Genomic DNA, 13,135 nt, shown 5'->3' with positions numbered 1-13,135 from the left:
GCACGGACCTCGCCGACCTCGTCGTACCACTCGACGATCTGCACCCAGTCGGTCTCCTCGGCGGTGGGCGCGTCGGCGTGGAGTGCTGCGATGGCTGCCTGGGCCTGGAACTCGCCCAGCCGGTCGCGGGCGAGGGCCGCCTGCAGGATTTCGATGCCCTCGACGATCGCCCCGGTGTCCCACCGGCCGCGGTCCTGCTCGGCGAGCGGCACCAGGCTGCCGTCGGGCGCGGTCCGGGCGGCGCGTCGGGCGTGGTGGAGCAGCATGAGGGCGAGCAGCCCAGCCACCTCGGGGTGATCGATCGCGGACGCCAGCCGCCGGGTGAGCCGGATGGCCTCGGCGGCGAGGTCGATGTCGCCGGAGTAACCCTCATTGAAGACCAGGTAGAGGACGCGCAGCACGGTGGCGACGTCGCCGGGCTGGTCGAACCGCACGCCGGAGACGGTGCGCTTGGCCCGGCTGATCCGCTGCGCCATGGTCGCCTCGGGCACCAGATAGGCCTGGGCGATCTGGCGGGTCGTGAGCCCGCCGACGGCGCGCAGTGTGAGCGCGACCGCGGACGACGGCGTCAGCGACGGGTGGGCGCACAGGAAGTAGAGCTGGAGCGTGTCGTCGACCGCGGGCGCGGGCCCGGGCGCCGGCTCCTCGTCGAGGCGGTCCTCACGCCGGCGGCGGGCGGCGTCCGCCCGGGCCTGGTCGAGGAACTTGCGCCAGGCCACGGTGACCAGCCAGCCCTTGGCATCCCGCGGCGGGTCGGCCGGCCAGACGCGGACCGCCTCGACCAGCGCCTCCTGCACGGCGTCCTCGGCCGCCGCGAAGTCGGCTCCGCGGCGGACGAGGATGGCGAGCACGCTCGGCGTGAGGCTGCGGAGCAGGGCCTCGTCCATCGGTGAGGTCACTCCGTGATGGTGGGCGACACGCCGTAGAACGGGCGCAGCTCGAGCCACTCGTGGATCGGCTTCCCGCCCGCCCCAGGGGCGGCCGACAGTTCCCCGGCCAGCTCGACGGCGCGCTCGTAGCTGTCGACGTCGATCACCATCCAGCCGGCGATGAGGTCCTTGGTCTCGGCGAACGGGCCGTCGGTGACCGGCGGGCGGCCCTCGCCGTCGTACCGGACCCACGTCCCCTCGGGGGCGAGCGCCTGACCGTCGACGAACTCGCCGGTCTGCTCGAGCCGGGCCGCGAAGTCGTTCATGTACTGCACGTGGGCCGAGATCTCCTCCGGCGTCCACTGGTCCATGGGCACGTCGTTGACCGCCGCCGGAGCGCCGCGGTAGTGCTTGAGCAGCAAGTACTTGGCCATCGTGTTTCTCCTCGGTGCTGATGCGACCCATTGTGGTCACGTTCAATACGGGGACGGAGCCGGTCACGGGTTCTCGACGTCGCCGTCCGAATTTTTTTCGCAGGCGGCCGCTGGACTTCCTGGCCTCGCTGCCGGCGCACGGCGACCTGGTCAAGATCAAGCTCGGACCGGTGCCGTTCTATGCGCTCTGCGCCCCGGATCTGGTCCATCAGGTTCTCCTCGACGACCGGACCTTCGACAAGGGCGGGGCGATCTTCGAGCTTGTGCGGATCGTGGGCGGGAACGGGCTGGCGACCTGCCCGCACGCGGATCACCGTCGGCAACGCCGACTGCTGCAGCCGGCCTTCCACCGTGATCGCCTCCCCGCTTACGCCCGAGTGATGTCCTCGGAGATCACCGCGATGCTCCAGAACTGGACGGAGGGCCAGAAGCTCGATGTTTTGGTCACCGTGAACGAGCTCACCGCAGGCCTCGCGACGCGCACCCTGTTCGCCGCCGACCTCGACGATGCGACCTTCGCGGAGCTGCGGCTGTGCATGCACGACGTCATGACCGGCATGATCCGTCGGATGCTCCTGCCCTGGCCCCTCCTCAACCGACTGCCAACCCCGGGCAACCGCCGGTTCGACCAGGCCCGAAGACGGCTCAGACAGTACGTCGCCCAGCTCACTGCTGACTACCGGCATTCGGGCGTGGACCACGGAGATCTGTTGTCCATCCTGCTGGCCGTTCGCGACGAAAACGGACAAGGCCTGACCGACGCGGAAATCCATGACCAAGTCTTCACCTTCTACCTCGGCGGCAGTGAGACCACAGCCCCCCTGCTGTCCGGGTCGCTGTACCTGCTTGGACGCAATCCCGACATCCGCGAGCGGCTCCACAACGAGGTCGATACCGTGCTCGCCGGGCGGATCGCCGAGTACGACGACCTCCCGTACCTGGACCTGACGCGCCGGGTCCTCATGGAAACGCTGCGCTTGTACCCACCGGGCTGGCTGTTCACCAGGGTCACGACCAAGGACGTCGAGCTGGCAGGCCATCGCCTTCCGGCTGGCTCCAACGTCGTGTACAGCCCTCACATCGTGCAGCACCGCGCCGACCTCTTCCCTGACCCCGAGTGCTATGACCCCGATCGGTGGCACGACGACCGCCCCCGCCTACCCCGCGGCGTGTTCACGCCCTTCGGCAGCGGTGCCCGAAAATGCATCGGGGAAGTCTTCGCGCTGACCGAGGCCACCCTCGCCCTGGCCTCCATCGTGGCCCGCTGGCAACTCGATCCGCTGCCCGGAGCACACGCGCGCCTCGCTCCACGGCTCTCCTCCACGCCGCGGTCGCTTCCGATGTCCCTGCGAGAGCGTGTAAGCGTTCTTGTGTAAGTCCTTGATTCTCACTCGGGCGCTGATCCGGTCTTCGAAGAACGGGGTACGTCGCCATGGCCCGCCGTGCTCCGGGGCGACCTGCCGGCCGTACAACGGCCACATGCGCGGCGTGCTGTACGAGTTGCCGTGCAGGCGCGACACCCGGGCTGGCTCGGCGAAGTTGAAGGACTTGAGATCAGCCTCACCGGCGCGCCGAAGACAAGCTGGCTCAACGTGATGCCGCCCCCAAGCCGGGCGTCACTCACCTGGGCTTACCCGCTTCGGCCAGATCGCCGGATGCTCCAACGACCTCGACCTGCCTTCCTGATCCGGCAGACCGGCTCGCCCTCCTGCCTCGGTGGAGGCCACGAGTTCAGCATCTCCGGACGCTGGAGCGAACATTAGGGGAAGGAACGAGTCGTTCAGCGGCCGCGGTTGATCAGGTTCCCCGTTCGTGGTCGCCGGGATCGGCACGGCCGTTGTCCGTCGCAGGTCGAGGTGGGCCTCCGGGTGGGCCCGCCGCGTCCTGCGGCATCAGACGCTTCGACCCGCCCGTGGAGGAGTCGGGATTGTCCATCTGCCTCCACACCGGGAAGATGACCGGGGTGAGGGTGGCGAGGAGATACGCACCGCCAACCGCCAGCATCGTGGCGAACAAGCCCATCGAGTCCACAAGGTAGCCAGAAGTGAGGCCGCCCAGCGGGGTGATCGTCAGGACCGCGGCAGTTGTCGCGCTGAGCACGCGGCTGCGTAGTTCTTCTGGCACGGTTTCGTACATCACCGTGGTCATGATGGGACTGAGAACACCGAAGGCGATGCCCTCGATCGCCATCGTCACGGCCAGCGGAGCGACCGTGTCGGTGAAGGCGGCTACCGCGAAGCGAGGCATGCCGCCTACGAGGAACGCGATGGTGAACACCGGCCATCGCCGGAAGCGGCCGGCCACCGCTCCATAGACCAGTGCCCCCGTGAGCGCGCTGAGGGAGAACAACGCGTTCAACAGACCCAGGTCGGCGGCGCCCCCCAATTCCTCACGTGCGTGAACCGGAAGGAGTACGGCGCTCCAGCCCTGGTCAAGGCCCCTGGTGGCCAGGGTCATGAGACAGATGCCGAGGAGCAGCGGCGTGGCAAGCACATAGCGGTAGCCCTCGCTCAGCTCGCGGCGATAGGAGCGCGACGATGCCGGCTCGGACCGCTTCTGAGGTTGGGCCTCGGCCAGGCCGCGCAGGCCGAATGCGAGGAGCGAGGCGGACACGGCGAAGGTTGCGGCGTCCAGCAACAGGACATTCTGTGCACCCAGGAGGGCGATGAGCACACCGCCGACTGCCGAGCCGATCATCCCCGCACAGCGTGAGGCGCCGTCGTACCACCCGGCGGCCCGGGCCAGCGGCATCCCGGCACGCTCGGCGAGCGTGGGCAGAAGGACACCGCGGGCAGTCGCGCCTGGAGCATGGAACAGCCCGGTGACGGCCATCAGCCCACACAGCATCCAAAACCGCAGCACCCCGGCGAACTCCAGCAACGGAATCGCGGCGACGGCCGCTCCACAGACAAGATCGGACACGATGCCGACCCTGAGCCTGCCTATAACGTCGATGACCGGACCGCCGACTATCGCAGACAGCACCACCGGCAACATCGTGCAGAACGCCACGATCCCCGCCTTGGCGGCGCTCCCGGTGCTCTGCAGGACAAACCATGGCATGCCCATACCGGTGAGCACGCTCCCGGTGATGGAGACGACATTGGAGGCGAGTACGGCGGTGAACGGGCGGCGATCGCCGGGCAATTGCAGCTCCACAGAGCGCAAGGCATCGGGACGCGGCGCATCCTGGCACGGGAATGGGGCTGCGGGCACGGCATTTTCCGCGGCTGGGCGCCCAGCAGCAGGAACGCGAACCTCTCCGAACGGCAGCGTCGCAGCACGAGGCCAGCGTGCTGCACCTGCTGGAGTGCCGGGGTTGCCGCGCCCAGCAGACCCTGCCCCGCCGGTTCCACCCCGGCGTGGTTGTCGCACACCTGGAGCAGACCGAGCGGCACGGGCCCTGCCGACGCGAGCCGTACGCCCGTGAGCTGGAGTACGTGCACGGCGTGTACCGGTTCGAGCTGGACTGCGGCTGGCACACGACCGGCAGATGGCTGAAGGACGTCACGGTGGCCGAAGTGGCCGTGCTCGTGCAGGCCTTCGTCGACGCGGCCCTCGCCGCACAGGAGGGCCCGCTTTCCCCCGACGCCGAAACCGAGGCCAGGACGGCGTAACCGCCGCCATAAAATGCGGCGTTGGGCAGAACATCGGTAGTTCCAGGATCGACGGGGCATGCCTCGACGGTGCAACGCAATAGCTCCGCCGACACCGCAGCCGGAGCCACGGCAAGACGAGCCTTGAACTCCTCGGCACCGCCCTCGACTATCTCGCTGAAATCGCCCTCTAAAGCGCTTTCAGTTGTTCGAGTTGAGTGTTGTGGTCGGCGAGCGAGCTGATCTCGCCCCCGACACACAAGCTCTTGCCGCCCGAAAGGACCGACACGCCGCAGCCCAACCCACCCGGGGTCATCGCGCATGAGCACACAAGACTCACGTGTCGGGGTGTCGTCAAGGCTCCGTGTCAGGACGGGGCGAGGACGCAGAACTCGTGGCCCTCCGGGTCGGCCAGGCACCTCCACGGGACGTCGCCCTGGCCAAGGTCGAGGTCGGTGGCGCCGAGGGCCCGCAGCCGGGCCACCTCCGCCTCTTGGTCGTCACCGGGGTACGGCAGCAGGTCAATATGAACGCGGTCTGGCACGGCCTTCCCGCTGGGCGTGCGGAGGAACTCGAGATACGGGCCGACACCCTTGGCGGAGCGCAACACCGCATGATCGTCAGTCACCTCGTGCAGGGTCCAGTCCATCGCCTCGTCCCAGAACCGGGCCATGGCCCGCGGATCCGCGCAGTCGACCACCACCCGGGCGATCGGCCCGGTGTCCCGGTAGATCTCCCGAGGCTCCAGCACGCAGAACTCGTTGCCCTCCGGGTCGGCGAGGACCGTCCACGGCACTTCGCCCTGGCCCACGTGGGCGGGCGTCGCACCGAGAGCCTGGAGGCGCGCGACCAACTCCGCCTGGTGGGCCGCAGAGGTGGTGGCGAGATCGAGGTGCACACGGTTCTTTGTTGTTGTCTTGGGCTCCGGGACGGTAACGACGTCGACGCAGACGGCGACCGGATCCGGCCAAACGAAGCCGCCGACGGGTTCAACGTTGGTCACGCCGGGTCCCTCGCTCGAAACACCCCAGCCGAGCGCCTCCGCCCAGAACCGGCCGACCGCCGAGTCATCAAGAGCCTTTATGTTCACCTGAACAGGTCGCAGTGCCATGCCGGCGATCCTATGCACCCGCTCTGCAACGACGCAGGTAGTCGCCAAACAAAGATCAACGCGCTCACCAGCCGCAATGCTCAGCTCGCCAAAGCTCCACGGAAAGCCCCTCATCGACTACCGACGCCGCCGAGAAGCCCAGGAATGACGCCCGGCGAGGGGTCGTCAGCGTGCCGCGCCGCTGACGACCCCTCGCCGGGCGTCAAGGCTGGAGGCGAATCAGCAAACCTAACCAGCGGCCGCCGCCGCGTCGGCGACTCCAGGGGCGGTCGGCTTCGCGACAGCAGGCGGCGTGCGGTAGGCGCGAAGGGGGGCGTTGGTCGCGGCCACGGCGGCGATCGCCAGGATGGCGGACAGTCCGCCGAAGACCAGGGAGAAGGAGGCGGAGGTGGCCGACGCCAACAGGCCACCACGGAAGTTGCCGAGGTCGGGGCCCGCGACACCGATGACGTGTTCTACCGAGGAGACCCGACCCCGGTACGCGTCCGGGGTCTCCAATTGGACCAGGGCACTGCGGGTGACGACAGACACGGTGTCGGCAGCGCCCGCCACGGCCAGGCAGCCGAGCGCCAGCCACAACGGCCCCGCCAGACCGAAACAGGCCAGCGCCAGGCCCCAGACACCGGCTGCGGACAGCTGTACCAGGCCGCCACGGCGCCAGCGCGTCACCGTGCCGGAGAGCAGACCGGCCGTGATCCCCCCGACCGCGACGGCCGAGAGGAACAGGCCGAGGGTCTTTGGGTTTCCCCCGAAGCGGATCTCGTTGACCAGCGGGAAGAGCGCGACGGGCATGGCGAGCAGCGTTGCGGACAGGTCGGTGGCCATCAAGCCCCACAGCGTCGGGCGGCGCAGGACGATCTGCCAACCGCCACGCTCTGGCCGGCGCCGACCGCCTGCCGTGTCGGCGCCTTCGGGCCGCATGGCAGGCAGGCGCATCACCGCGAGCATCGAGACAGTCATGGCCACGGCCTGGGTTGCGTATGCGACAGGGAAATCCCAGCGGGCGATGATCTGCCCGGCCATCGCAGGACCGGCCAGCATCGCTGCCTGGAAGGAGACGTTGGTCAGCGCAAGACCGGCCGCGACCTGGTCGCCCGGCAACAGCCGGACCGGGAAGGTGCGCCGGGCAGGAGCTCCGAGAGCGCTGCAGCTCGTCCCCATGGCGACCAGGGCGAGCAGCAGCAGCACGTTTCGGTTGTCCGCCAGGGCCTGGGCACACAGCCCTGCGGCGGCCAGCAGTTCGCCTGCGGTGGTGGCCCGCACCACCGCACGGCGGTCAACGGTATCGGCCAACGTGCCGCCGATCAGCCCGAACAGCACCATCGGCAGGCCGGTGGCGAGCCCGATGGCGCCGGTGCCCACTGGGCTGCCGGTCAGGTCCCAGACCTGGGCCAGCACCGCCACGTTGGATATCTGTCCGCCGAGTTGAGAGACCGAGGTGCCGATCCACAGGTCGCGAAATGGCTGACTGCTACGCAGCGGGCGGGTGTCGAGGAACCGGGCACGGACATGCCCCCTCATCGCGGTGGCTCGACAAGGTGGTGGAGGATCCGCTGCCGCATCGACCGGCGTTCCAGCGCCCGCCGCACCTCCTCGACAACGGTGGTCATCGCGCACGGAACCTCGCTGTCCAGCTCGGCGACCGCCTCATGGGTAGCGCGCCACTCCGCCTCCAGGAACGGCACCAGCGACCGGCCGCGCTCGGTCAGGTCGATCCGCCGGGTGCGGGCGTCAGGCCCCGGCTCGGAGGTGACCAGATCCTCCTTGCGCATGGCGGCGATCGTCTGGCTGATCGCGGAGTGCGAGCGGCCCAGGGACTTCGCAAGCTCGCGAATGGTCAGTGGTCCGGTGTGGGCGAGCCGGATGAGCGGATAGGCGAACCGAGGCCGCACCCCCTCGATGCCACGCTCGACGTAGACCTGCTCGATCTCGGCGTCCATGGCTGCCAGAAGCTCGTGCAGAGAGTGCCAGGGATCGGGTAGCGCTGTGGGATCTGAAGATGTCACAGCGCTAATATAACAGTGCTGTGATAATCGGGTCGTGATCAGTGGTGTCGGCGGGGCAGTATGGCGATGTAGCAGGAGATCTCCGCGGGCCTGACGCGAGCGACGTTTCCACTTGCGTGGGCTCGGTTCGTTGAGACAGACCACAGCTGTCCGTCTCACGTGATCGCAGGTGCCCCAGTTCGGGGTGTGGTCGATAGCGTGTCGCCATGCCGTATTCGCCGATGCCGCTCCAACTGGAAACCGCTCGACTGACGTTGCGGCCGTGGATCGAGTCAGACGTCGACGCCCATCGCCTGCTCGTCGCCGAACGTGGTGGTGGCATGCCGTCGATCGAGGACAACCGGCGGATGATCGAGGATCAGCGCGCTGCGTCGGCGCTGACAGGGATTGCTCTGCTGCCCGTCACCCGCCGCGATGTGGGTGACTTCATCGGGTATTGCGGGCTCACTGTCGGTCGAGCCTCCGTTGACGAGCCAGAGATTGCCTACGAGCTGTTCCGGCGCGTGCACGGACACGGCTATGCCACCGAGGCGGCGTCCGCGGTACTCGACGCGGCGATCGCGACTGGGCGGAAACGGCTCTGGTCGACGGTGCGTCCCTGGAATGCACCGTCGTTTCGCGTCCTCGAAAAGCTTGGGTTCAAGCGCGACCACGTCTCGACCGAAGACAGCGGCGAACTGGTATGGCTCACCCGCTCCCTGCCGTAAGAGACGCGCTGCGGTCAGTTCGGACGGACAAGTAGCCCGTCGGGCCGCACAGTCCCGCAGCGGACGCCGACGACGCCCGTGCATCGCCGCGCGTGTTCGGCTGCTCAGGCCACGGGACAGCGGTAGCACTTGAGCGAGCACCATCGCCGTTCCCTGGCATCACACCGAGCCGGAACTCGGTCACCTCGGCTTCCAGGGGCGGTATGCCCAGAACGATGCGTGACACATCCGGCCATGCGCGCGGCCCCTCAACTCGCTGGACCCGTGTCGCAGTTCGGCGCGGCCCCCAGCGTCAGACCGACCTCGTCCGCCTGCTCGGCTCCGACGCCGCCACCATGACCCGCACCATTCAACGCCTGGAGAACGCGGGCTTCGTATACCGCCGCCCCTCCCCCAGCGACAAGCGGGCCGCCATCGTCGAACCCACGGCCGCCAGCAGCGCCCTGCGGCAAGAAGTGGAGCGTGCGTGGCTCGATCTCGAGGCCAGCGTCGTCAACGACCTGACCCCCAAGGAGCAGGCCGTGGCTCTTGAGGTCCTGAGCCGGATCGAGGACAGCGTCTCTGATTGGCTTAGCGATCCCATAGGTTGCACAGGATCAGAGAGCTGAAAACCACTCCATGCCGCCAATCGCCTTCGTGCCCTGGTACCGATGGGCATAGCCGTCGGCCCGCGTGACACGTCCCTCCGGACGCTGGCCGGTCAGGCAGGTACAACACCTGACCGGGGAGGGTGCCCGACGTCGCCTGGGCGCCGGGCGTGCGCGTCACACTCTGCCACAGCATCACTACGGTTGGCTAATCCAACTGGTGAGCCTCACGCGGGCCGCAGCACAACTCGACTGAGGGACCGCACGACGGATCCGGAGCCGCCATGCGGATCGGGGCTCAGCCCGCCGCCTCGGTCCGGGACCTCGGGCACTGCCGGGACAGGAAGAAGGCCAGGATCAGTCCGACGACCATGGCGGCTGTCGCGATCAGGAAGGAGACGCGGAAGGACCCGCGCGGTGCACACCGCGTCAGGAACGGGCGGCGGGCGCGTTCTGCTCCAGGCGAGCACGAAGAGTGGCGGCGAAGTCCTCGGCGCGGGTCAACTGGACCCGGAGTTTCTCCACCTGCCCGGCAGCGGCCCGCTCGTAGGTCCGCACGCGCGTCACCAGGGCCTCCCGTTCGTCGCTGTTCAGGTCGGCGCCAGTGTCGAGGCGGTCGGTGGCATCCAGCAGATCGCGCATCTGGTCGAGGGTGAAGCCGAGCGGCTTCATGCGGCGGATGGCCATGAGCCTCTGCACGTCGCTCTCGGTGTAGAGGCGGAAGCCGCCCTGGGAACGGGCGGAGGGGGTGACCAGGCCGGTTTCCTCGTAGTGCCGGATAGTGCGCAGGGACAGCTCCGTCCGCGCGGCGACTTCGCCGATCTGCATGTGCTTGTCGTCCACGCCCGTGATCCTCTGCTGCGTCTCGTCCGGGCGGGCCGCGTCCGGTACGACCTCACCAACCTCTACTCTAACGTTAGGGTAGAGTTGCAGACGCTGAGGGCAGCCCGCGTTTGCCCGCAACTATTCGTGTCGGGGCCGATGGCGCCCCCGGCGACAATCCGATTCTTGCAGGAGAGATGCGTGCGCGAGCCCATGACGCTGATCGCCGCCGCCTGCCCGCCGTGACACCTCACCCCCGTTTGTGAGCCGCCCGGCCCCGCTCGTCCGCGCGCCGGCTCCTTACCCCTTCTTGAACTTCCGGCCCGCCCCTGTTGTGGGCCGCCCCGCGGGGTGCCGGCCCGGCCATTCCGCGTCCTCCCGCATGCCCGGCCTGCCGAGTGGGGTGTGCCCGAGCACGACAGGTGCCCGATTCCTTGTCTTCTTCCGTTGTCTCCCCCGCCGCGCGCCTGCGCGGCCTGCGCCCCGACTGGCTGAACAACCCGAAAGTCTGGCGCACCGAGGTGCTGGCCGGCCTGGTCGTAGCCCTCGCGCTGATCCCCGAGGCGATCTCCTTCTCGATCATCGCCGGTGTCGACCCGGCGATGGGACTGTTCGCCTCGTTCACCATGGCCGTGACCATCTCGATCGTCGGCGGCCGCCGGGCGATGATCTCCGCCGCCACCGGCGCCGTCGCGCTCGTGATCGCACCCCTGAACCGCGAACACGGCCTGGGCTACCTGATCGCCGCCGTCATCCTGGCCGGTGTCATCCAGATCGCGCTCGGCGCGCTCGGGGTGGCGAAGCTGATGCGGTTCGTGCCCCGCAGCGTGATGGTCGGATTCGTCAACGCCCTCGCCATCCTGATCTTCATCGCCCAGGTTCCCGAGATGACGGGCGTGCCCTGGCCGGTCTACCCGCTGATCGCGGCCGGTCTGGCACTGATGGTGTTCTTCCCTAGGGTCACCACCGTGATCCCGGCGCCGCTGGTATCGATCGTGATCCTGACCGTCATCACCGTCGCCGCCGGTATCGCCGTACCGACCGTGGGCGACAAGGGCGCCCTGCCGTCCTCCCTGCCGGTGCCCGGTGTGCCGAACGTGCCGTTCACCCTGGACACTCTGACCACCATCGCCCCCTACGCCTTCGCGATGGCACTGGTCGGGCTGATGGAGTCGCTGATGACGGCGAAGCTGGTCGACGACATCACCGACACCCACTCCTCCAAGACCCGCGAGTCCATCGGCCAGGGCGTCGCCAACATCGTCACCGGCTTCTTCGGCGGCATGGGCGGCTGCGCCATGATCGGCCAGACGATGATCAACGTGAAGGTGTCCGGAGCCCGCACCCGCCTTTCCACCTTCCTGGCAGGCGTTTTCCTGATGATGCTGTGCATCGTCTTCGGCCCGGTCGTCTCCGACATCCCCATGGCCGCCCTGGTCGCCGTCATGGTCATGGTGTCCTTCGCGACCTTCGACTGGCACTCCATCGCCCTCAAGACGCTGAAGCGCATGCCCGCCGGCGAAATCGCCGTCATGGTCATCACCGTCGTCTGCGTGGTCGCCACCGACAACCTCGCCATCGGCGTCGTCGTCGGATCCGTCACCGCCATGGTCATCTTCGCCAAGCGCGTCGCCCACGTCGCCAACGTCACCGCCGTCACCGACCCCGACAACGCCACCGTGGTGTACTCGGTGACCGGCGAGCTGTTCTTCGCCTCCTCCAACGACCTCGTCGGCCAGTTCAACTACGCCGCCGACCCCGACAAGGTCATCATCGATCTGTCCGCCGCGCACGTCTGGGACGCCTCCTCAGTGGCCGCTCTGGATGCCATAGAGACCAAGTACGCCCAGCGCGGCAAGACGGTCGAGATCATCGGCCTGAACGAACCCAGCGCTGACCTCCACGGCAAACTCACCGGCGAACTCGCCACCCACTGACGGCCCGCCCCGGCATAGTTCACTCAGCGTCATCACTTGCGGGTGCCAGCCGCTCCTGCAGTTCAGAGAAGTTGCGCGGATCTGAGCTCGCCGTCAGGTGCGGGACGGCTGGAGGTACAAGGTTGGCCTCCCGGCGTACCGGAACGGGCCGGAGCACAGCGTGGAGCCTGCCGGGTACCGGGTGTGGGTGCGCACCTGAACACGTGCGGCCCGTCGACGGCGTCTCGTAGGCGTCTTGTATGACCAGGTGCCCACCGAGTATCTGGAGCCGCCCTCTCTCGTGGAGCAAGCCCTCGGGCCGCGCCGGCCGTCGGGCTGGGTGCTGCAGAAGACCGAGGGCCGCGGGCCTGGCCGGGGCGTCGTGCACGCCGTCGACTGCAAAGAGGCCCCGGCCGGGGCGCCGGTGCTGACCCTGGACAAGGCCCTGGATGCGGCGCAGCACCCGGGCACCCGACTGTGTGCTCTGTGCGGAGCGGCGGCCGAACTCGATCCGGTGCCCCGTGGCTTCGACCGCGGCTGGACAGCTGATCCGCGGAGTCGTTCCTACGGCGTGCGCCGATCTAGGCCGACGGCGGAGCGCAGCGACAGGCGCGCGGACAGTCGGCATGGGGCCGCCCGGGCGCATACGCCGTTCTCACCGGGGTCGGGCCGGTCAGGCCAAGGTTCTGTGCGGCGCCTTCGGCGGAGGAGCGGTCGATGGCGTCCAGCAGCTGGTGGCACTCTCCGAAATTCGGACGACCTGGCCCTCTGGCTTCAGCAGGCCGACCTGCTCACACCGGGCACCCCGGACCCCGCCGGTGCCGCCGTATCCTGGCGTTTCGGGCCGACGACTGCGTGAGACGGTCGACCGGGCCGTACTCGCGGTCGCCGACGGCCCGTTGCCCTCATCCGGCGACGTCACCATGCTCAACCGAGCGGCAGCGGAGGCCCCCCGCCCCGCCCTGCAGATCGCCGTCACGGACGGACGCCTGGAGCCCGCCGACACCACGAGCACGCCACAAATCCCGCAGCCGCACTGGCACTGATCGCCCAGGACGCCGTCGATCTGCTTCTGTCCGCCGAGATC

Annotated in this window: 13 protein-coding genes and 1 pseudogene; 7 read left to right on the top strand and 7 right to left on the bottom strand. The window is 68.6% G+C overall.

Annotation, left to right across the window (positions count from 1 at the left end; genetic code table 11):
- Both H1D24_RS37480 and H1D24_RS37475 read right to left on the bottom strand, forming a co-directional pair.
- Window positions 1-887, bottom strand: an 887-nt coding sequence (locus H1D24_RS37480; RefSeq protein ID WP_181662214.1) for an RNA polymerase sigma factor, incomplete at its 3' end; no start/stop codon positions are given.
- A gap of 8 nt (window positions 888-895) precedes the next feature.
- On the bottom strand, window positions 896-1,303 hold the full coding sequence (locus tag H1D24_RS37475) for a YciI family protein (RefSeq protein WP_181662209.1): 408 nt from the start codon (window positions 1,301-1,303) through the stop codon (window positions 896-898).
- Window positions 1,304-1,323: 20 nt separating this feature from the next.
- Between H1D24_RS37475 and H1D24_RS37470 the strand changes: the two genes are divergently transcribed.
- Window positions 1,324-2,679: a cytochrome P450 gene (locus H1D24_RS37470; protein ID WP_181662208.1), complete on the top strand. Its 1,356-nt coding sequence runs from the start codon at window positions 1,324-1,326 to the stop codon at window positions 2,677-2,679.
- Between the two features lie 421 nt (window positions 2,680-3,100).
- Here the strand turns inward: H1D24_RS37470 and H1D24_RS37465 are convergent, their stop codons facing one another.
- Window positions 3,101-4,471: an MFS transporter gene (locus H1D24_RS37465; RefSeq protein ID WP_374064543.1), complete on the bottom strand. Its 1,371-nt coding sequence runs from the start codon at window positions 4,469-4,471 to the stop codon at window positions 3,101-3,103.
- Between the two features lie 32 nt (window positions 4,472-4,503).
- Between H1D24_RS37465 and H1D24_RS37460 the strand changes: the two genes are divergently transcribed.
- Window positions 4,504-4,920, top strand: coding sequence for a hypothetical protein (locus H1D24_RS37460; RefSeq protein WP_181662207.1), 417 nt, complete (start codon window positions 4,504-4,506; stop codon window positions 4,918-4,920).
- Window positions 4,921-5,266: 346 nt separating this feature from the next.
- Here the strand turns inward: H1D24_RS37460 and H1D24_RS37455 are convergent, their stop codons facing one another.
- The 3 genes from H1D24_RS37455 to H1D24_RS37445 form a co-directional block, all read right to left on the bottom strand.
- Window positions 5,267-6,010, bottom strand: a complete 744-nt coding sequence (locus H1D24_RS37455) for a VOC family protein (RefSeq protein ID WP_181662206.1) — start codon at window positions 6,008-6,010, stop codon at window positions 5,267-5,269.
- A 228-nt stretch (window positions 6,011-6,238) separates the two neighbouring features.
- On the bottom strand, window positions 6,239-7,531 hold the full coding sequence (locus H1D24_RS37450) for an MFS transporter (protein WP_181662205.1): 1,293 nt from the start codon (window positions 7,529-7,531) through the stop codon (window positions 6,239-6,241).
- Window positions 7,528-8,016, bottom strand: coding sequence for a MarR family winged helix-turn-helix transcriptional regulator (locus H1D24_RS37445; RefSeq protein WP_181662204.1), 489 nt, complete (start codon window positions 8,014-8,016; stop codon window positions 7,528-7,530). Before H1D24_RS37445 ends, H1D24_RS37450 begins: the two co-directional genes overlap by 4 nt.
- A gap of 206 nt (window positions 8,017-8,222) precedes the next feature.
- Between H1D24_RS37445 and H1D24_RS37440 the strand changes: the two genes are divergently transcribed.
- Window positions 8,223-8,723 carry a GNAT family N-acetyltransferase gene (locus H1D24_RS37440; RefSeq protein ID WP_181662203.1) on the top strand — a complete coding sequence of 167 codons (501 nt, stop codon included), beginning with the start codon at window positions 8,223-8,225 and terminating at the stop codon, window positions 8,721-8,723.
- Window positions 8,724-8,938: 215 nt separating this feature from the next.
- Window positions 8,939-9,331 (top strand): MarR family winged helix-turn-helix transcriptional regulator, encoded by a 393-nt coding sequence (locus H1D24_RS37435; protein ID WP_309484589.1) that lies wholly within the window; start codon window positions 8,939-8,941, stop codon window positions 9,329-9,331.
- A 408-nt stretch (window positions 9,332-9,739) separates the two neighbouring features.
- Here H1D24_RS37435 and H1D24_RS37430 read toward each other — a convergent pair whose 3' ends face one another.
- On the bottom strand, window positions 9,740-10,153 hold the full coding sequence (locus H1D24_RS37430; RefSeq protein ID WP_181662201.1) for a MerR family transcriptional regulator: 414 nt from the start codon (window positions 10,151-10,153) through the stop codon (window positions 9,740-9,742).
- 413 nt (window positions 10,154-10,566) lie between these two features.
- Here H1D24_RS37430 and H1D24_RS37425 point away from each other — a divergent pair, with 413 nt between their 5' ends.
- The 3 genes and pseudogenes from H1D24_RS37425 (at window position 10,567) to H1D24_RS43200 (ending at window position 13,094) form a co-directional block, all read left to right on the top strand.
- Complete coding sequence (locus H1D24_RS37425; protein WP_181662200.1) at window positions 10,567-12,069, top strand: SulP family inorganic anion transporter; 1,503 nt, start codon at window positions 10,567-10,569, stop codon at window positions 12,067-12,069.
- A 97-nt stretch (window positions 12,070-12,166) separates the two neighbouring features.
- Window positions 12,167-12,580 (top strand): annotated as a pseudogene (locus H1D24_RS44290) (DUF6233 domain-containing protein); the annotation flags it as partial.
- A 286-nt stretch (window positions 12,581-12,866) separates the two neighbouring features.
- Complete coding sequence (locus H1D24_RS43200; RefSeq protein WP_258564639.1) at window positions 12,867-13,094, top strand: ABATE domain-containing protein; 228 nt, start codon at window positions 12,867-12,869, stop codon at window positions 13,092-13,094.
- The last annotated feature ends 41 nt before the right edge of the window (window positions 13,095-13,135 follow it).

The organism is Streptomyces himalayensis subsp. himalayensis, from assembly GCF_013778455.1.
Classification (GTDB): Bacteria; Actinomycetota; Actinomycetes; order Streptomycetales; family Streptomycetaceae; genus Streptomyces; species Streptomyces himalayensis.
This window is presented reverse-complemented; position numbering and strand designations above follow the sequence as displayed.